The organism is Georgenia yuyongxinii, from assembly GCF_006352065.1.
GTDB lineage: Bacteria > Actinomycetota > Actinomycetes > Actinomycetales > Actinomycetaceae > Georgenia > Georgenia yuyongxinii.
On the sequence record NZ_CP040915.1, the window covers coordinates 2,594,049 to 2,610,834 of the forward strand.

A 16,786-nucleotide genomic window follows, 5' to 3' on the forward strand; every position below is an offset into this window, starting at 1 on the left:
GCTGGCTGGCACGGGCAGGTTGTACCGGTCATGAGCCAACCGATCTCCGTGCACGTCTGGTCCGACATCGCCTGCCCCTGGTGCTTCATCGGCAAGCGCCGCTTCGAGAAGGCGGCCGAGGCCTTCGACGGGAAGGTCACCGTCGAGTACCACTCCTTCGAGCTCGCCCCGGACACCCCGGTCGACTTCGAGGGCAGCGAGGCGGACTTCCTCGCCGGCCACAAGCGGATGCCGAAGGATCAGGTCACCCAGATGCTCGCCCAGGTGACCCAGATCGCCGACGGCGAGGGGCTGGACTACGACTTCGACAACGTCAAGCACACCAAGACTCTCAAGGCCCACGAGCTGCTCCACCTCGCCAAGGCCAAGGGCCTGCAGCTCGAGCTGATGGAGCGGTTGTTCTCGGCGTACTTCGAGCAGGGCAGGCACGTCGGGCACGAGGACGACCTCCTGGCCGTGGCCGCAGAAGCCGGCCTGGACGTGGAAGAGGCACGCAAGGCCCTGGCCGACGGGACCTACCGCGCCGCCGTGCAGGCCGACATCGCCGCTGCTCAGCAGATCGGCATCCAGGGCGTGCCGTTCTACATCATCGGTGAGAAGTACGGTGTCTCCGGCGCCCAGAACCCCGAGGTCTTCGGCGAGGCCCTGCGCCGCGCGAGCGAGGACAGCACCGTCGAGCAGGCGGCCGCCCGATGAGCGAGCCGTCGCTCGCGCGCTCGCCCGGCACCGAGGCGCCCACCTCGCCACAGCCGGTGGCGGACGGGTCGCCGGTCGGCCTGGCCGGCCTGGTGGGCCTTGGTGCCTTGCAGGCGGTCGGCGACGCGGACGCGGGCTACTGCGTCGACGGCGCCTGCTACGTGCCGAGCACCGTCGACGCTGCGCCGACGGACGCTCTCGTGGACCGCGCCTGACACCGCCCCGGCGGAGGAGCCTGCCGGAGGGGCGGCGGTAGGCTCACCCCCCAGGTTTCTGGTGATTCCCGAGTGGTCCTGGCGGCCCTATTCTCGCCGCCGTGCCCTCTCGTTCTTTCGCGGTACTTGCCGCCCTCGCCGGACTGGTCTCGATGGCCGTCCTCGTCACCGTCCCGTCCCTGCAGTGCCTGGCGTGCGAGACGTCGCTGGGCGCACCCGACGAGCAGATCGAGCGCGTGTTTCGCGACTGGGCGTCGACGTTCTACTGGGGCGCCTACGCGGAGCTGCTCGCCGTGTTCCTCTTCACCTGGTTCCTCGCCCACCTGGTCGGTGAGCTGCGGCGCGTGGCACCCGGACAGGTCTATGCCACGGTCGCGCTGCTCGGTGGCGGCCTGTTCGCCGCCGGCGTGCTCGTCCAGCTCGCCCTCACGCTCGCGGCGACGACGGTCGCCGAGGGCAGCGGGGCCACCGTCGCGCACCTGGTGCTCGCGGTGGCCTACAACTTCGCCTTCGTCTACGCGGCACCCGTGGCCGCGCTGGTGATGGCGACGAGCCTCGCCGTCGTACGGACCCGGTGGCTGCCCCGCCCGCTCGGCTGGGCCGGCTTCGTCGCCGTCGTCGTCGCGCTGGCGTGGATCACTCCCGGCATCGGTGCGGTGGCCGGGATGGTGTGGATCGCGGCGCTGTCCGTGTGCCTGGCCGTGCGCGCCGTCCGGCCGTCCGGCCAGCGGCAGGCGGCAGTGGACGCCGTCGTCATGGAGTGACGGGCCCGACCCGGCTCACCGCCCGCGAGAACGCTCCCTCGCCGCGGCGACGATCGCTTCCGCCCACCGGCGCGCCCGGCGCGCGACGTCGCGCATCTGGTCGGCGCCGCTGCGCGGCCACAGCGCCGCGCGCACCCGCGTACGCCACGGCAGGGCCCCGCGCGCCTGCCGGGTGACCATTCGGACGTCCTCGACCATCGTGCCGACGCCGGTTCCGCCGGGCGCGTACCGCGCCGCCTCCAGCCGGCCGGCCGCGCGCGCGAGCGCCTCCGAGCCCGTCGGATCCAGGGCGGCCACCCGCTCGTAGTGGGCGAGGGACTGCCGCGGGGTGGCCGCCGGCGGCGCCGGCAGCCCGAGGTCTGCCAGGGAGGCGGTGAGCGCCCGCCACTCCCCCTCCACCCGGGCCGCATCGTCGGCGGCTCGACGGCGGAGCGCGTCGCGACGCCACCGGCCCGCCAGCGGGACCGAGGCGGCGACCAGGGTGAGCAGCACGCCCAGCCCGATGCCGCCGAGGACGCGGCCGGCGCCCTCCTCCCACCAGGAGACCTGGTCGGCGCCGGACCCGCCGGTGAGGCCGTCGTCGGTGAGCTCGGGCGCCGGGGTGGGGGTCGCCGTCTGGCCGGGGGCCGGCGCGAGGGGGGCGCCCGGTGTGCGGTAGACGGGCGCGCTGCCGCTGCGCCCGCCCGGGGTGGGCTCGAACCGGGTCCACCCCAGCCCGTCGATGAACAGCTCGGGCCAGGCGTGCGCGTCGGCGGCCACGACCGTGCGGGTGCCGTCCTCGCCCTCGGCGCCGGGCAGGAAGCCCACCGCGAGGCGGGCTGGGATCCCGATGGCCCGGGACATCATGACCATGGTGGTGGCGAACTGGACGCAGTAGCCCACTTTGGTCGCGAGGAAGTGGCTGATCGGGTCCAGCGGGTTGCCGTCCGGGCCCGGCACCGGGTCAGCCAGGGTGAGGGAGTAGCTGAAGGCGCTGCCGCGCAGGTAGCCCTGGATGGCCATGGCGGCCTGGACCTGGTTCTCCGCGCCGCCTGTCACCCCCAGGACGACGGGGGCTATGTTCTCGGCGGACACGGGATCGGCCTGCAGGGTGGCCGGGTCCACGCCTGCCACGTCGGCCACCTCGCCCTCGCCGGTGCCCGGCGGCAGCTCGCCGATGATCTTCCAGTACGTCGCCGCGTAGCTCGCCGGCTGGTCGGCCACGACGACGGCGCCGGTGAGCTGGTCCGTGCCCCAATCGAGCTGGCCGAAGTCCGCACCGGTGAGCGTGGCTGGCACGGCGACCTGCGGGGCCCGCATCTCGTTGCGGAAGACGGTGAGGGAGAAGTCATCGGTCTCGACGCCAGACGGTCGCGGCGGCAGCTGGGGCGGGCCGGGCTGTTCCTCCCAGGGGAGCCAGCGGCCCCCGGCGTAGCTGGTCGAGACGGTCACTCGCAGCGGGGTGCCCTGCGGGTCGTCAGTGCGGTACTGCAGCACGGGTCTGGTGCTGCGGCTCCCCAGGTCGGCGGCCAGGTCGAGGGAGTCGGTGAACGTCACCCCGTCCTGGTCGGCCGGGCCGGCGGCCCGGACCAGGCCCTGGACCACGACCGTCGGCGGCAGATGCGGCAGCGCCAGGGGCACCACGACGGCCAGCACGACGGCGGCCGCCCCCACCGCGCGGGCCCAGCGGGCGTATCCGCGTGCGCCTCGGCCCACCGCCCGGTCGGCGCGGGCATGACCGTAGCTGAACGTCTCGGTGTCGTCGTCGGTGTGTGCGTCGCCGTGGCGCCACCCGCGCACCCCCTCGACACCCTGGTGGGCGACCAGGAGGAGCCAGGCGACCGCCCCGGCCAGGAAGAACTTCGGGTGCAGCGCGTTCCCGGTGCCCGAGGCACCGATCGTGACCACGGCCAGCAGCGGCAGCCCCGCCAGCGCCGGCGCGCGGCGGCCCACGGCGATCGCGTCGACGGCCAGCCCGACCACGGTCGCCGCCGTCACCACCAGGAACACCATCCCCGGTGTGGCGGAGACGGGCACCGCCTCGTCGCGGATGGTCGCGATGCCCTCGGCGACCAGGCGGACCGACTCGACGAGCGCCGTCGGGCGGGGCAGGAGGAACCAGTGGTGGCCGGGCAGCAGCACCCACGACACCACGAGGGCGACGGCGGCCGTCTGCACCGCGAGCACGGCGACGGCGCCGAGCCGGGCGCCGCGGGCCAGCGCTCCGGCGACGGCGACCACCGCGAGGGCGAGGAGCGTGGGCGGTACCCAGGACTCGTCCGCGAGGAGGAGGGTGATCGGCCAGGTGGCCACCGTCGTCGCCAGGGCTGCCAGGGCGCCGTCGGCCCAGCGGGCGCGGGGTGACCCGGCTCCTGCGACGACGGCCCGCAGGCCGCGGGCCGGGCTCACGAGACCCGCACCCGGGCGCTGGTGGGGCTGCGGTGGACGGCGGTGGCGCGCTGCCAGCTGGACTTGACGGGGTCGCCGGCGCGCACGACGGCGGTGCGCCAGCCGGCCACCCTGGCCAGGCGCGCGTGGTGCTCGGCGCGGGCGTCGGCGTCGTCGTCGCTCGGGTCGCCGAACCGGCCCAGGGTGCCCGAGCCGTCCGGGGCGCTGCGGTTGTCCCGGCCCTCCCGGACGTCCCGGACGTCCCGGCCCTCCCGGCCCGCCCTGCTCCCCCTGCCCTCCCGGACGCTGCGGACGTCCTCCGCGAACGTCTCGGCACGCAGGAGGAGCAGCACGCCGACGGCCCCGGGGGGCCGGGCCGGGGTCAGGCGGCCCAGGGCCTGCTCGTCGTGATCGGTGAAGGCCGCGACCACCGCGCCGGCCGGCAGCTCGCGCGCCGCCCGCAGGACGGGATCGAGGTCGCCCCAGCTGATCGTCGCCCGCGCGAGCTCGTTGAGGACGGCGTCGGCGGTGAGCACCTTGGCGGCGGTCCCGTCCCGGACGGTCTCGGCCGTCACGAGGGAGAGGGACCAGCCCTGGGCGCCGAGGTGGACGGCGACGGACGCCAGCGCGCTGACCGCCCACTCGAACGAGCCGTCGGCGGTGCCCCAGTGCGCCCGGGCGCGGGAGTCCAGGACGAGCGCCACGCGGCGCCGGGCGGGCCGCTCCTCCTGGCGCACCATGAGCTGGCCGCGGTGGGCGGTGGCGGGCCAGTGCACGCGGCGCAGGTCGTCGCCGTAGCGGTACTGCCGGGTGCTGAGGTCGTCCTCGCCCTGGGGGGCGATGCTGTGCGGGACGGGCCAGTCACCGGCGTCGCCCTCCCGGCGCAGCCGGGTGCGGCCGAGCTCGTGCACCTCGGGCAGCACGAGCACCTCCGCCTCGTCACCCTGGCGAATGCTGGCGCCGGCCAGGCCGAACGGGTCCTGCAACCGCAGGGCGAGGGGACCGAGCCCGTACGCGCCGCGCAGCGCCGGCCGCAGCGGGTACGTGACGGTGTACCACTCCCCCGGTGTCAGGCGCGGCAGCACGAACCGGCCGGGCTCGCCGAGGGCGGGGTCGACGTGGTCCTCCGCGAGGAACGGCAGGGTGGGGCGCCGGCCGGCGTTGCGCACGGTCAGCCGGACGACGCCGTCGGTGCCCGGCCGCAGCCGGTCGGGGGCGACGGCGCGCCGCACCTCCAGGTGCGGGGTGCGCCGTCGACCGGAGAGCACGGCGAGGAGGGGCAGGACGGCGAGCAGCACCCCGATCCGGGTGATGTCCGGATAGCCCAGGACCATCGCGAGCAGCGCGGCCGTGACCCCGGCGGCGAGGAACGCCAGCCCGCGGGTGGTCAGGCCGGGCAGCTTCATCGCGGGCGGGACGGGACGGGGACCTCGGCGAGCACGGCGCCGAGGACGTCCTCGGCGCTGAAGCCGCCGAGCTCGGCCTCGCTCGACAGGAGCACCCGGTGGGCCAGCACGGGCAGCAGAAGGTGCTGGACGTCGTCGGGCAGCACGTGGTCGCGGCCCTCGAGTGCGGCGTGCGCACGCGACGCGCGCAAGAGCTGCAGCCCCGCCCGCGGCGAGGCCCCGAGGCGCAGGTGGCGGCTCATGCGGGTGGCCGTGACCAGGTCGACGACGTATTGGCGCACCGCGGGGCTGGCGTACAGCCGCTCGACCACCTTCACCAGCGCACCGACGGTGACGGCGTCGGTGACCGGGTGCATGTCGTCCAGCGGGGAGCCGGCGCCGTGGGCGTCGAGCATCTCCAGCTCGGCGGCCGCCGAGGGATAGCCCATGGAGATGCGCGCCATGAACCGGTCGCGCTGGGCCTCGGGCAGGGGGTACGTGCCCTCCATCTCCAGAGGGTTTTGGGTGGCCATGACGATGAACGGGTCCGGCAGGGCGTAGGTGCGCCCGTCGACGGTGACCTGGCGCTCCTCCATCGACTCCAGCAGCGCCGACTGGGTCTTCGGGGAGGCGCGGTTGATCTCGTCCCCGACGACGACGTTGGCGAAGATGGCGCCGTACCGGAACTCGAAGGCGTGGGTGTCCTGGTTGAACACGCTCACGCCGGTGATGTCCGAGGGCAGCAGGTCCGGGGTGAACTGGATGCGCCGCACGGTGGAGTCGATCGAGCGGGCGAGGGTCTTGGCCAGCAGCGTCTTACCCACCCCGGGCACGTCCTCGATGAGGAGGTGCCCGCCGGCCAGCAGTACCGTCAGGGCGGTGCGGACGGCGCCGTCCTTGCCCTGGATCACCGTGGTCATGGCGCGGTGCGTCTCGTCCACGACGGCGTGCAGGTGCTCGAGGTCGCTGTCCACGTCATCCATGACGACCGGGTCCATGCGCCGATCGTGCCTCATCGACGCGTCGGACGGAACCGGAACGCCCATGTCCCGGCGGCAGCTTGCCGCGTGCGGTTTCCCTCGGTGAGTTGTGCGCGCCGACCAGGTGACGCCGCTGATGGGACCCCGTGTCGTCGCGACCGTGCGGGACGCCGTCGCGCCCTCCCGATAGCGTGCGCGCCATGAGAGCAGCGGTCGCCACCCGGTACGGCCCACCCGACGTCGTGCGGATCGCGCAGGTGGATGCGCCGACCGTCGGGGAGCACGACGTGCTCGTCAAGGTCCACGCCACCACCGTCAACCGGACGGACTGCGCCTACCGGGCGGCGCACCCCTTCTTCATGCGCGCGTTCACCGGCCTGCGCCGGCCCAGGCGGCAGATCCTGGGAACGGAGCTGGCCGGCGTGGTGGCGGCCGTCGGGCCGGCCGTGACGACCTTCGCGGTGGGTGACCGGGTGTTCGGGTACAACGAGGGCGCATTCGCATTCGGTGCCCACGCCGAGTACGTGGCCCTGCCGCAGGACGGCCTGCTCGCACCGATCCCGGCGAATGTCGGCTTCCCCGAGGCCGCGGCCGGCACCGAGGGGTCGCACTACGCGCTGTCGTTCATCCGCGCGGCCCGTGTCGAGGCCGGACAGGCCGTGCTCGTCTATGGCGCCACCGGCGCGATCGGCTCCGCGGCGGTCCAGCTGCTCAAGAGCGTCGACGCCACCGTGACCGCGGTCTGCGACACCGCCCACCTCGACCTCGTGCGACGCCTCGGTGCGGACCGGGTCGTCGACTACACGGCCGAGGACTTCACCCGTGACCCGCGGCGCTACCACGCGGTGTTCGACGCCGTCGGCAAGAGCACGTTCGGCCGGTGCCGACGGCTCCTCGAGCCGGGCGGCGTGTACCTGTCCTCCGAGCTGGGCCCGCTGTGGCAGAACCTCTACCTGCCCCTGCTGACCCGCTGGTCGCGCGGCGCGAAGGCGAGGTTCCCGTTCCCGCACGAGTCCCAGGAGATGGTGCGGCACCTCGCCCGGCTCATGCAGTCCGGGCAGTTCCGTCCCGTCATCGACCGGACCTACCCGCTCGCCCAGATCGTGGACGCGTACCGCTACGTCGAGACCGGGCGGAAGACCGGCAACGTCGTGATCGAGGTCGTCCCGGGCTGATCGAGGTCGTCCCGGGCTGACGGCGTGCGCGGTCCGGGCTTCTCGCCCCGGGATGACCCGCCGTCGCGAGGGCGACGGCGTGCCGTCGCGCTACTCCCGGATCTGGCCGTCGCCCTCGACGATCCACGTGGTCGTGGTCAGCTCGCCCAGGCCCATCGGGCCGCGGGCGTGCAGCTTCTGGGTGGAGATGCCGATCTCCGCACCGAGGCCGAACTGGCCGCCGTCGGTGAACCGCGAAGAGGCGTTGACGATCAGCGCCGCGGCGTCCAGCTCGGTGGTGAACCGGCGGGCGGCGGTGAGGTCGCGGGTGCAGATCACCTCGGTGTGGCCGGAGGAGTACCGGCTGATGTGCTCCAGCGCCTCGTCCAGGGAGTCCACCACCTTCACGGCCAGGTCGAGCGAGAGGTACTCGGTCTCCCAGTCGGTCTCGGTGGCGGGTTCGAACTTCAGGTCCGCCGGGGCCGCGGCCCGGGTGGCGTCGTCGCCGTGGATGGTCACGTCCTTCTCCCGCAGCGCCGCGAGGACGGCGGGCAGGAACTCCGCGGCAACCGCGCGGTGCACCAGGAGCGTCTCGGCGGCGTTGCACACGCCGGTGCGCTGGGTCTTGGAGTTCAGCACGATGGGCACCGCCTGCGCGATGTCGGCGCCGGCGTCGACGTACACGTGGCAGTTGCCCACGCCGGTCTCGATGACCGGCACCAGCGACTCGCGCACGACCGTCTGGATCAGGTCGGCGCCGCCGCGCGGGACCAGGACGTCGACCAGTCCGCGGGCGCGCATGAGCTCGACGGCGCCGGCGCGGCCATAGGCGTCGATGGACTGGACGAGCTCGCGCGGCAGCCTCTGCGCAGCGAGGGCGTCGCCGAGGATCTCCACGATGACCTCGTTGGAGCTCGCGGCGGCGGAGCCACCGCGCAGGATGACGGCGTTGCCGGACTTCAGGGCCAGGCCGGCGGCGTCGACGGTGACGTTGGGCCGGGCCTCGTAGATCATGCCGACCACGCCCATCGGCACCCGCACCTGGCGCAGGCGCAGCCCGTTGGGCAGCGTGGAGCCACGGACGACCTCACCGACGGGGTCGGGCAGAGCGGCGAGCTCGCGCAGCGCATCGGCGATCGCCGCGATGCGCGCCTCGTCCAGCGCGAGCCGGTCGAGGAGCGAGGTCTTCATGTTGTTGGCACGGCCGCGCTCGAGGTCGACGGCGTTGCCCGCGATGATCCGGGCGGCGTCGGCGACCAGCGCGTCCGCCATGGCGTGCAGGGCGGCGTCCTTGGTGGCGCGGGTGGCGGTGGCCAGTACTCGGGAGGCCTTCTTTGCGGCGCGGGCGATGTCCACGACGGCGGTGGCGACGTCGGCTGTCTCGGGTGCGCTGCCGACCGCGGCCGAGGCGGGCTCCTGCGCGGGGGTGACGAGGGTCTCGCTCATAGCCCCAGCGTAGATGGGTCCCACGGTCGGGTAGCACCCCGCTCATCTGGTGGTCGGCCCACGCCGCCCGACGCCGCCACATCCCACGCCGCCCGACGCCGCCGCTTCCAGGGGTCCGGAGCGGGAAGTTCGTTAGATTCTCCCCATGTCATCGATGTCGGACGGCGGCGAGACCCTGTGGGTGGCAGGCTGCGGCCTGCGCTACTGGAATCACGGCGACGGCACGACCGTGGTCCTCACGCACGGCGCCGGCACGGACCACACCATCTTCGACGCGCAGCTCAGATTCCTCACCGAGGCCGGGCACCGCGTCATCACGTGGGATCTGCGCGGACATGGCCGATCGGTGCCCTGGGACGAGCCGTTCGACCCGGCCCAGGCGGTGGAGGACTTGGCCTCGCTGCTCGAACGGCTGAGCATCGTCCGTACCGTGCTGGTCGGCCACGGCCTGGGCGCGAACATCAGCCAGGTGCTCGCCCGCCGCTACCCCGAGCGGGTCCGGGCGCTCGTGGTCATCGGCGGCTCCTCGAACGCCGCGCGGGTCACGCTCCGCGAGCGCCTGGGCCATCTGGTGCGCACCGCCCTCCTGCGCCGCACCCCGGCACGGGCCCTACCCGGCCGGCTCGCCGACCTCAGCGCCACCACACCGGGTGCTCGGGACTTCGCCAGCCGGGCGTTCGCCCGAATGAGCAAGGCGCGCCTGCTCGACCTGTGGACGGCGCCGAGGCAGCTGCACCGCCGTCGGCGCTGGTACCGCTCTCGTGTGCCGCTGTGCCTGGTGCGGGGAGAGCACGACCGCTCGGGCGTCGCCTCGTCCATGCGACGGTGGGCGCCACGCGAGCTCATCCGTGAGGTAGTGATCCCCGGTGCCGGGCACCTGGTCACGCTCGACGCACCAAAGGCCGTGAACGGGGTGCTCGGCACTTTCCTGCAGGAGCTTCAGCCCGCCGTGCGGACGCTGTGACTGGTCCCTTTCGCGCGGCGGAATGATTCCGCACCTGAGACGTTGTATCTCTCAGCAACCAGCAAAGGAGACGCAGCATGGCGACCAAGAACCTCACCACCGAGGAGTTCGAGAACGCGATCAGCGGCGAGGGCATCACCCTGGTCGACTTCTGGGCCGACTGGTGCGGCCCGTGCAAGATGTTCGCGCCGATCTACGAGCAGGCGTCCGAGACGCACGACGACATCACCTTCGCCAAGGTCGACACCGAGGCCGAGCAGCAGCTCGCCGCCCAGCTGCAGATCACGGCGATCCCCACGCTCATGGCGTTCCGCGACGGCATCCTGGTGTTCTCCCAGGCCGGCGCGCTCCCGGCGAAGAGCCTCGAGGAGCTGGTCCAGGGCGTCAAGGGACTCGACATGGAGGACGTGCGCAAGCAGATCGCCGAGCACCAGGCGACGCACTCGCACTGACCCGCTCCACCAGCTCTCGAAGGGCGCCCCGTCGTCGACGGGGCGCCCTTCGTCTGTCGGCGGGCTGCTCGTCTGTCGCCGGGCTGCGCCAGCCGAAGCTCCGCCGTCGGGCATCACAGGGCGAGCGGGTCGGCGCCTGCGGGCCCTCCAGCCACGTGGTGACGACGGTGTCGCTGGCGTGGATGTTGGTCGACTCGAACACCCCGCCCTCCAGCACCGAGGACTTGTGCGGTGTATAGGCGGGTACCACCAGCACCTCTCCCGCGGTCCCGACGAGCTCGCGTTCCCCCACCGTGAACCGTGCGCGGCCGCGGTGGATGACGAAGGTCTCGGAGCAAGGGTGCTCGTGCAGGTACGGCCGGCACCGGGCGGCCTAGTACTTCTCCCCGGCCTCTCTATCCTGCTGCTTCTCGTTCTCGTCGTGCTTCGTCTTGTGCTCGTCCTGCTTCTTCTCGGCGGCCCGACGTCGGTACGCCGCCACCTTGTGGCGGTTGAGGCACACCGCGCCGCAGTACTTGCGCTGCCCCGCCGCCGAGCTGTCGGCAAAGGCGTCGGCACAGCGGATGCCCTCGCACAGTCCCAGACGGTCGGCGCCGCGCGCATGCACCCAGTCCAGCAGCGCGATGGCCAGTGCCGCGCGTAGGGGATCGCCGTCGTCGCCCACCTCCCACATCACCGCCCCGTCCGGGCCCAGCCGCGGCGTGGGCCGGGCCGCGGCGAGGAGCGCGTTGAGGGCGGGGGCGACGTCGTGGCCGGTGTGTGCGTCGAGGAAGACCTGGTACGCGTCCTCGGCGGCGGCGTGCAGCGCGCCCTCGGAGCTGGCCGGAAATGTGGACGCGAGGTCGCCCAGCACCGCACCCAGGTCGCGGTACCCCTTCGACTCGTCCTGCGCAGCCGCACGTGGGCGGGGCGCGTAGTGGTTGACCAGGTCGAGCACCTGGTCCATCTCCATCTGTGGCACCGCACTCACGGAATAAGTGTAACCCCACGAGGGTTCCATCGAGGTTACGATCGTGGTAACCTGACGAACACAACCAACAGGTTACAAGCACCGTTGACACTGAGGTCCGGGAGCTCATTCCCCGCACTGGGCCGACATGCCGGCGGACTACGCGGCAGCAGCCGCCACGAGACAACTACCCAGAACCACCCACCACATGAGGACCGGGAGAAGGATCTCCATGCTGTACCTGTCAGACGCCAACCTCATGCTCTTCCAGGTGCGCCACGACGACCTCGTCGCCGAGGCGGAGCGGCACCACCGACGACAGGAGCTGCGGCAACACGATCGGTCCGGTCGCCGTCCCTCGGGCCTCGGTGGGATCCGGTACGCACTTCGCCAGGTTCGCCGTGCCTCGTTCGGCTCCACGATCCGACCCGCCTGAAGAGATCAGCGTGTCCACGTCGGATGCCCTCGCCCGCCTGAGGAGGCCTCCGACGTCGGGGTTCGCCCCGACCCGTCGGCCCGCCCCTCTCAGGGGAAGCGAGGACCGGCTCAGGGGCCAACCGGGGCGAACCCCCATATCCGGCGCCGCCGGGGCGCTGTCACGCTGGTGAGGTCGGCCGGTCGGCGGCCGCACCGGACTCGGGAACAGGACACGTCATGACCCTGCGCAAGCTCGCCTGGATCGCGCTAGCCATCGCGCCACCGTTGACGCTCGTCGGCTGCGGTGCCGTGCTGGACGCGGGCCCTGCCACGACCGAGGAGCGCACGATCGAGGATGTCAGCGCCGTCTCCCTGGCCGGCGCCGGCAACGTCAACCTCACGACCGGAGCGGAGCCGTCTTTGACGGTCACCGCAGGCGAGAACATCATCGACCGCGTCACCAGCACGGTGCGCGACGGCGTCCTCCGCCTCGACGTCGACGGCCCCATGTACGGCTCGCCCGGCGAGATCACCTACGACCTCGTACTTCCTTCGGTGGAGGAGATCCGGATCGACGGCGCGGGGGACGTCGACGCCCAGCTCACCGCCGGCGAGACCCTCGAGGTCGACCTCAGCGGTGCCGGCGACGTCCGGGCGACCGGTGTCGACGTCACAAGCCTGACCGTGCGCGTCGGCGGCGTCGGGGGCGTGCACCTCAGCGGCGCCGCGGACCGTCAGACTGTTGTGATCTCAGGCGTCGGCGACTACGACGGCGTCAGCCTCACCTCCGCCGACGCGGACGTGACGATCGGCGGCGCCGGTGACGCACAGGTCCACGCGACCGACACGCTCAACGCGTCCGTCGATGGCGCAGGCTCGATCGTCCACACCGGTGGCGCGCGCGTGACCAGCAGCATCGATGGCGTCGGGAACATCCGGCAAGGTTGAGGCGGGTTCGCTGCAGCAACGAGCCCCCGGGGCAGCACGAAGCCGGACCACCGCAGCACGACGCTGGACCACCGTGTCCACCCGTTCCACGAAAGGTCTCGACGCGCGCGGCGGTACTGCATAGCCTTTCTCCTATGCGACATTGATCCGCCAGCCCTCGCCCGGCCCGACGGCTCACCCGGCTTGTCACCGGGTGGGCGCTCCTTGCCGAGACGATCCCGCTGTACCCGCTCTACGCGTTGCTCTTCGCCGATGCCGGCCTGAGCGACGCCGAGATTTCTGCGCTCTTCGCCATCTGGTCCGCGGTCTCGCTGGTTGCTGAGGTGCCGACCGGCATGCTGGCGGACCGGTTCTCGCGGCGCGCCAACCTGGTGGCGGCCGGCATCACGACGGCGGCCGGATTCGCGATGTGGGTGGTCGCGCCGAGCTTTCCGGGGTTCGCGGCGGGGTTCGCCCTCTGGGCAATCGGCGGGGCCCTCACCTCAGGAGCCTTCGAGGCGCTCCTGTTCGACGCCCTGGCTGCGGCCGGAGCATCGGAGCAGTACCCGCGGCTGCTCGGCCGTGTCACCGCGATGGGCCTGCTCGCCCAGGTCCCCGCGGCGGGGCTCGCAACGGCGCTGTTCGCGGTGGGCGGTTACGCCCTGGTCGGCTGGGTCAGCGTGGCGGTCTCCCTCGCCGCCGCGGCCCTTGCGGCCTGCTTCCCTGAGGCGCCGCTCTCGTCGTCGGCCCGCGAGGCCGACGACGGGGACGTACGAAGAACTCCGAGCTACCTCGCGGGTGTGCTCGTCGAGCTGAGGACGACGGCGGCCCTGCCGGGCGTAGCCGGAGCCGTCCTCGCCGTCGCCCTCGTCACGGCCCTCGACACTGCCGAGGAGTACTTCGGTCTGCTGGCGATGAACTGGGGAGTGCCCACCGCAGCAGTTCCGCTCGCGATCGTGGCCATCCCGCTCGCGGGCGCGGTCGGGGCGAGCATGGGTGGCGCCGCCGCGCGGCTGCGGCCCGGTTCGCTCGCCGCGTTGCTGGGTGCGGCCGCCCTGCTGCTCGGCGCGGCGGCGTTCGTGGCCCGGCCGGTCGGCCTGGTCGCCGTGGCGGCGTGCTACGGCCTGGGACAGCTGGTGCAGGTGGTCGTCGACGCGCGCCTCCAGCGGCGCATCCCTTCGAATCAGCGGGCGACCGTGACGTCGGCCGCCGGACTCGGCGGCGAGCTCGCAGCCTTCGCTGTGTACGCCGCGTGGGCTGTGGGCCAGGCATCGGCGATCGCCGCACTGGTCGGGCTCATCGCGATCCTGCTGCCCCTGATGCTGCGCCCTGGTTCGGTGAGCCGAGGGCGCGGACGGCGGCACTGACCAGCGGACGCTGACTGACCGCCGTGGCCGCCCCTACCGATCTGCGAGAAGGGGCGGCCACTGTGGTTCGAGCGATCCGGGCGGCGCCGCGTCGGGTCGCGTCAGGCGGCCGCGTGGTTGTGGCTGATGGTGGTGCCGTCGGGGCGGGTGAAGATCCATTGTCCGTGGCGGCGTTCGATGTTGATGTGGTGGGTGTGGACGTAGTCGTGGTGGAACCAGCACAGCAGGACTCCGAGGCGGATATTGGTGGAGCCGAACTGGGCCCACCACCAGATGCTGTGGTGAATTTCCCCTTCGCCTGGTGGGGCGTTGCAGTGTGGGTATTGACAGCGTTTATCTCTTGCGATGATGGCCCGGGTCTGGGCGGCGGTGAATATGCGTTCTTCCCGGCCGAGGTCCAGGACTTCGGAATCGGGACCAAAAATGACCCGGTGCATATGGGAGGCGCAGGCCAGGCGGCCGAGCAGGGCTGGGGCGATCACGACGCCGTCGTCGAAGGTCGCCGGCTCGGCGCCGTGGAGCTGGGCAAGGTCCAGGTCGGCGGTGATGATCTGGTCGGCCCCGCAGGTGCACCCGGCCACCGCGACGTCCGCCGCGTCCGCCCCCGCGCCCGCCGCTGCCGCGCCAGCCGCGCCGGCGGCGCCGGTGAGTCCACTGGCGGCGGGACCGGTGAGGGCGGGCTCGCCGGCACCGACCGGGAGAGCGCCGCCGGGGGTGGCGGGCTGGGGTGGGAGGCCGAAGGCGGCGCCGGGGAAGTTGCCGGTGGGGGTGCAGCCGGGTCGGTGTGTGGGGGCGGCGGCGGCGATGAGGCGTTGGAGGGTCTCGAAGGGCACGGTCACGGCGAGGTGGGGCCGGATCCGGGCGCCGGGGCGTAGCACGCCGGAGTCCAGGACGAGGTGGGCCAGGGAGGTCAGGGCACCGGCGCGGCGGTGGGCGGCGCTGCGAGTATCACCCTTGGCCGGGGTGCCGACCCGGGCGGTCAGCGCGGCCAGGACCGCTTTGCCGCTGGCTTCGGAGAGCCACCCGCCGGGCACGTACCCGCCGGTGGTGGCCGAGAGGTAGAACTCTTCCTTGGTGCTGTCGGCGCGGTAGGCCCGGTCGGCGGCGTCGGGGTCGGCCTGCTGGCCCCACCGCTGGGCGGCGACGGCGAAGTCGGTGGCGTCCAGGGTGCGGGCGTGGGTCAGCAGCAGCGCCTCACCGGTTCCGGGGTCTTTGAGCAGGGCCCGGCGGGCGTCGGTGGTGGTGGTGTGACGCACCAGCGCGGTCGCGTGGTCGGCGCTGATCTGCCCGGTGGCCAACGCGGCCGCGGTGGCGGGCAGGTGGTCGCGCAGGGCCCGGGCCAGGCGGATCTCCCTCGCGGCACTGGCGTGGTGCTTACCGGTACGGGCCCGGTACCACGCGGCCATGGACCGGGCTCCATCCAGCGCCCACATCCCGTCGGCCTCGACTACCGCCAGCGCCCGGGCGGCCAGCGCCTCGCCCTGGCGGCGGACCTGCTCGACCGCGTCCAGGGCGGCCAGGACGGTGCCGCCGTCCAGGTCGTGCAGGTCGATCTGGACGAGCCCGGCCAGCAGCTGACGGACCTGGGCCAGGCCGGCGGTGAGAACCTGTGCGGGCGTGTCCGCCTCCAGCACCGCCACCACGACCACCCCAATCGGGTCCGCCGGCCGGATCGCTCCGGGTCGGCCTCCGCTTATCTCATAACCCCACTCTATCGAACAGACGTTCGACCTAGCAACGGTTTGTCGGCCTGTGGATTTCTTTTTGTCGGAACCGGCACACGCCTTTGTCTAGACCTCACAAACCAAACCCCCGGCGGAAGCAGAAAACCCGCACCGGGCTGTGGACGAGGTGGCATCACAGGGCCACGAAAGAAAACCCGCGAACCATCTTGTGGAAAAGCCGCCACCGGAATAAAGTTGTGGAAAACCACAGCGGCTCGGACGACGCACAAACCAGCGACGACGCCAGCTTGCAGGGCATACCGACGCGTCGGCCACCATCACCGGCCCGCTCGGCCCGCTCGGCCCGCTGGGCCCGGCTCGACCCGGCTCGACCCGCCCGGCCACGCTCGGCCACGTCCGGCCACGCTCGGCCACGTCCGGCCCGCCCGGCCCCGCCCGGGATCGACCTATGACGGGCCCGCGGACCGTGCCAGGTCCACGACGGCCCGGACTCCCCCGCGCCGCGACTCTCCGTGGCCGGCGAGGACGGTTCCGGCGCCCGTGGCGGCAAGGAGGTTCAGCGATCGCAGCGCCATCGCCGAGTCGGTCGTGGCGGCGCCGGCGATGATCCGCGGCCCGGTGTGCGCGGTGTAGGGGTCGAGCGTCACCCAGCACGTCGCCGCTGATGAGCACGTCCGTTCGGGCAGGTGCAGGGCGCAGTCGCCGAACGTGTGCCCCGGGCTGAGGTCCACCCGAGGACTGCCGGGCACATCGAGCGCGACACCGTTGTCCAACGGCCGCACGCCGCTCACGCCCTTGACCGTCAGCGCTGCCGCGCGCGCCATCGCACCGAGGATCGGCATCGCCCGCGGATAGCGAAGGGGATAGACCCCGCGCATGTTCTCGTGCGCGTACCGATACGGGTGAGCTACGAGGTAGTGCTCCTGCTCGGGCGCCGAGACCGGCACCTGGAGCCGGTCCCTGAGCTGCCGTGCCACCCCGAGGTGGTCGAAGTGAGCGTGCGTGAGCACGAGTGCCG

Annotated in this window: 17 protein-coding genes; 9 read left to right on the forward strand and 8 right to left on the reverse strand. The window is 72.9% G+C overall.

What is annotated here, in order from left to right; translation table 11 throughout:
- Nucleotides 1-30 precede the first annotated feature (30 nt).
- From FE374_RS11870 to FE374_RS11880, 3 genes are all read left to right on the forward strand, one after another.
- Entirely contained in the window at nucleotides 31-696 is a 666-nt protein-coding gene (locus FE374_RS11870) for a DsbA family oxidoreductase (protein WP_139929333.1), read from the forward strand.
- Nucleotides 693-911, forward strand: coding sequence for a hypothetical protein (locus FE374_RS11875; RefSeq protein ID WP_139929335.1), 219 nt, complete (start codon nucleotides 693-695; stop codon nucleotides 909-911). Before FE374_RS11870 ends, FE374_RS11875 begins: the two co-directional genes overlap by 4 nt.
- Before the next feature lie 101 nt (nucleotides 912-1,012).
- A complete protein-coding gene (locus FE374_RS11880) occupies nucleotides 1,013-1,675 on the forward strand; it encodes a hypothetical protein (protein ID WP_139929337.1) in 663 nt (220 codons plus the stop codon).
- 15 nt (nucleotides 1,676-1,690) lie between these two features.
- On the opposite strand, the gene FE374_RS11885 is transcribed toward FE374_RS11880, so the two are convergent.
- From FE374_RS11885 to FE374_RS11895, 3 genes are read right to left on the reverse strand one after another with little or no spacing between them, the layout of a single operon-like run.
- Nucleotides 1,691-4,063 carry a transglutaminase TgpA family protein gene (locus FE374_RS11885; RefSeq protein ID WP_139929339.1) on the reverse strand — a complete coding sequence of 791 codons (2,373 nt, stop codon included), beginning with the start codon at nucleotides 4,061-4,063 and terminating at the stop codon, nucleotides 1,691-1,693.
- Complete coding sequence (locus FE374_RS11890) at nucleotides 4,060-5,448, reverse strand: DUF58 domain-containing protein (protein WP_139929341.1); 1,389 nt, start codon at nucleotides 5,446-5,448, stop codon at nucleotides 4,060-4,062. The genes FE374_RS11885 and FE374_RS11890 overlap by 4 nt, the downstream gene beginning before the upstream one ends.
- On the reverse strand, nucleotides 5,445-6,425 hold the full coding sequence (locus tag FE374_RS11895) for an AAA family ATPase (RefSeq protein ID WP_139929343.1): 981 nt from the start codon (nucleotides 6,423-6,425) through the stop codon (nucleotides 5,445-5,447). The genes FE374_RS11890 and FE374_RS11895 overlap by 4 nt, the downstream gene beginning before the upstream one ends.
- 182 nt (nucleotides 6,426-6,607) lie before the next feature.
- Between FE374_RS11895 and FE374_RS11900 the strand changes: the two genes are divergently transcribed.
- Entirely contained in the window at nucleotides 6,608-7,582 is a 975-nt protein-coding gene (locus FE374_RS11900) for an NAD(P)-dependent alcohol dehydrogenase (RefSeq protein WP_139929345.1), read from the forward strand.
- Nucleotides 7,583-7,672: 90 nt separating this feature from the next.
- Here FE374_RS11900 and FE374_RS11905 read toward each other — a convergent pair whose 3' ends face one another.
- Nucleotides 7,673-9,007: a glutamate-5-semialdehyde dehydrogenase gene (locus tag FE374_RS11905; protein WP_139929347.1), complete on the reverse strand. Its 1,335-nt coding sequence runs from the start codon at nucleotides 9,005-9,007 to the stop codon at nucleotides 7,673-7,675.
- Between the two features lie 145 nt (nucleotides 9,008-9,152).
- On the opposite strand from FE374_RS11905, the gene FE374_RS11910 reads away from it, so the two are divergent.
- Both FE374_RS11910 and trxA read left to right on the forward strand, forming a co-directional pair.
- A complete protein-coding gene (locus FE374_RS11910) occupies nucleotides 9,153-9,971 on the forward strand; it encodes an alpha/beta fold hydrolase (protein WP_223173528.1) in 819 nt (272 codons plus the stop codon).
- A 77-nt stretch (nucleotides 9,972-10,048) separates the two neighbouring features.
- Complete coding sequence (trxA, locus tag FE374_RS11915) at nucleotides 10,049-10,423, forward strand: thioredoxin (protein WP_139929349.1); 375 nt, start codon at nucleotides 10,049-10,051, stop codon at nucleotides 10,421-10,423.
- On the opposite strand, the gene FE374_RS20325 is transcribed toward trxA, so the two are convergent.
- Nucleotides 10,356-10,775: a cupin domain-containing protein gene (locus FE374_RS20325; RefSeq protein ID WP_139931567.1), complete on the reverse strand. Its 420-nt coding sequence runs from the start codon at nucleotides 10,773-10,775 to the stop codon at nucleotides 10,356-10,358. The two genes, trxA and FE374_RS20325, sit on opposite strands and share 68 nt — an antisense overlap.
- A 21-nt stretch (nucleotides 10,776-10,796) precedes the next feature.
- Nucleotides 10,797-11,393, reverse strand: coding sequence for a CGNR zinc finger domain-containing protein (locus FE374_RS11925; RefSeq protein WP_168205675.1), 597 nt, complete (start codon nucleotides 11,391-11,393; stop codon nucleotides 10,797-10,799).
- Between the two features lie 211 nt (nucleotides 11,394-11,604).
- Here FE374_RS11925 and FE374_RS11930 point away from each other — a divergent pair, with 211 nt between their 5' ends.
- The 3 genes from FE374_RS11930 (at nucleotide 11,605) to FE374_RS11940 (ending at nucleotide 14,083) form a co-directional block, all read left to right on the forward strand.
- The gene (locus tag FE374_RS11930) at nucleotides 11,605-11,808 is read left to right on the forward strand and encodes a hypothetical protein (protein ID WP_139929354.1); all 204 of its coding nucleotides are present in this window, start codon (nucleotides 11,605-11,607) and stop codon (nucleotides 11,806-11,808) included.
- Nucleotides 11,809-12,026: 218 nt separating this feature from the next.
- Nucleotides 12,027-12,737 (forward strand): head GIN domain-containing protein, encoded by a 711-nt coding sequence (locus tag FE374_RS11935; RefSeq protein WP_139929356.1) that lies wholly within the window; start codon nucleotides 12,027-12,029, stop codon nucleotides 12,735-12,737.
- Nucleotides 12,738-12,958: 221 nt separating this feature from the next.
- A complete protein-coding gene (locus FE374_RS11940) occupies nucleotides 12,959-14,083 on the forward strand; it encodes an MFS transporter (protein WP_269142068.1) in 1,125 nt (374 codons plus the stop codon).
- Nucleotides 14,084-14,184: 101 nt separating this feature from the next.
- Here the strand turns inward: FE374_RS11940 and FE374_RS11945 are convergent, their stop codons facing one another.
- Nucleotides 14,185-15,723: an HNH endonuclease signature motif containing protein gene (locus FE374_RS11945; RefSeq protein WP_139929359.1), complete on the reverse strand. Its 1,539-nt coding sequence runs from the start codon at nucleotides 15,721-15,723 to the stop codon at nucleotides 14,185-14,187.
- A 491-nt stretch (nucleotides 15,724-16,214) separates the two neighbouring features.
- A complete protein-coding gene (locus FE374_RS11950; protein ID WP_230978282.1) occupies nucleotides 16,215-16,778 on the reverse strand; it encodes an MBL fold metallo-hydrolase in 564 nt (187 codons plus the stop codon).
- Nucleotides 16,779-16,786 lie beyond the last annotated feature (8 nt).

Bases quoted from the DNA above. Each gene is read 5' to 3' on its own strand.
- FE374_RS11870 (WP_139929333.1), top strand. From the start codon at position 31: ATGAGCCAACCGATCTCCGTGCACGTCTGGTCCGACATCGCCTGCCCC.
- FE374_RS11875 (WP_139929335.1), top strand. From the start codon at position 693: ATGAGCGAGCCGTCGCTCGCGCGCTCGCCCGGCACCGAGGCGCCCACC.
- FE374_RS11890 (WP_139929341.1), bottom strand. From the start codon at position 5,448: ATGAAGCTGCCCGGCCTGACCACCCGCGGGCTGGCGTTCCTCGCCGCC.
- FE374_RS11895 (WP_139929343.1), bottom strand. From the start codon at position 6,425: ATGGACCCGGTCGTCATGGATGACGTGGACAGCGACCTCGAGCACCTG.
- FE374_RS11900 (WP_139929345.1), top strand. From the start codon at position 6,608: ATGAGAGCAGCGGTCGCCACCCGGTACGGCCCACCCGACGTCGTGCGG.
- FE374_RS11905 (WP_139929347.1), bottom strand. From the start codon at position 9,007: ATGAGCGAGACCCTCGTCACCCCCGCGCAGGAGCCCGCCTCGGCCGCG.
- FE374_RS11910 (WP_223173528.1), top strand. From the start codon at position 9,153: ATGTCATCGATGTCGGACGGCGGCGAGACCCTGTGGGTGGCAGGCTGC.
- trxA (WP_139929349.1), top strand. From the start codon at position 10,049: ATGGCGACCAAGAACCTCACCACCGAGGAGTTCGAGAACGCGATCAGC.
- FE374_RS11930 (WP_139929354.1), top strand. From the start codon at position 11,605: ATGCTGTACCTGTCAGACGCCAACCTCATGCTCTTCCAGGTGCGCCAC.
- FE374_RS11935 (WP_139929356.1), top strand. From the start codon at position 12,027: ATGACCCTGCGCAAGCTCGCCTGGATCGCGCTAGCCATCGCGCCACCG.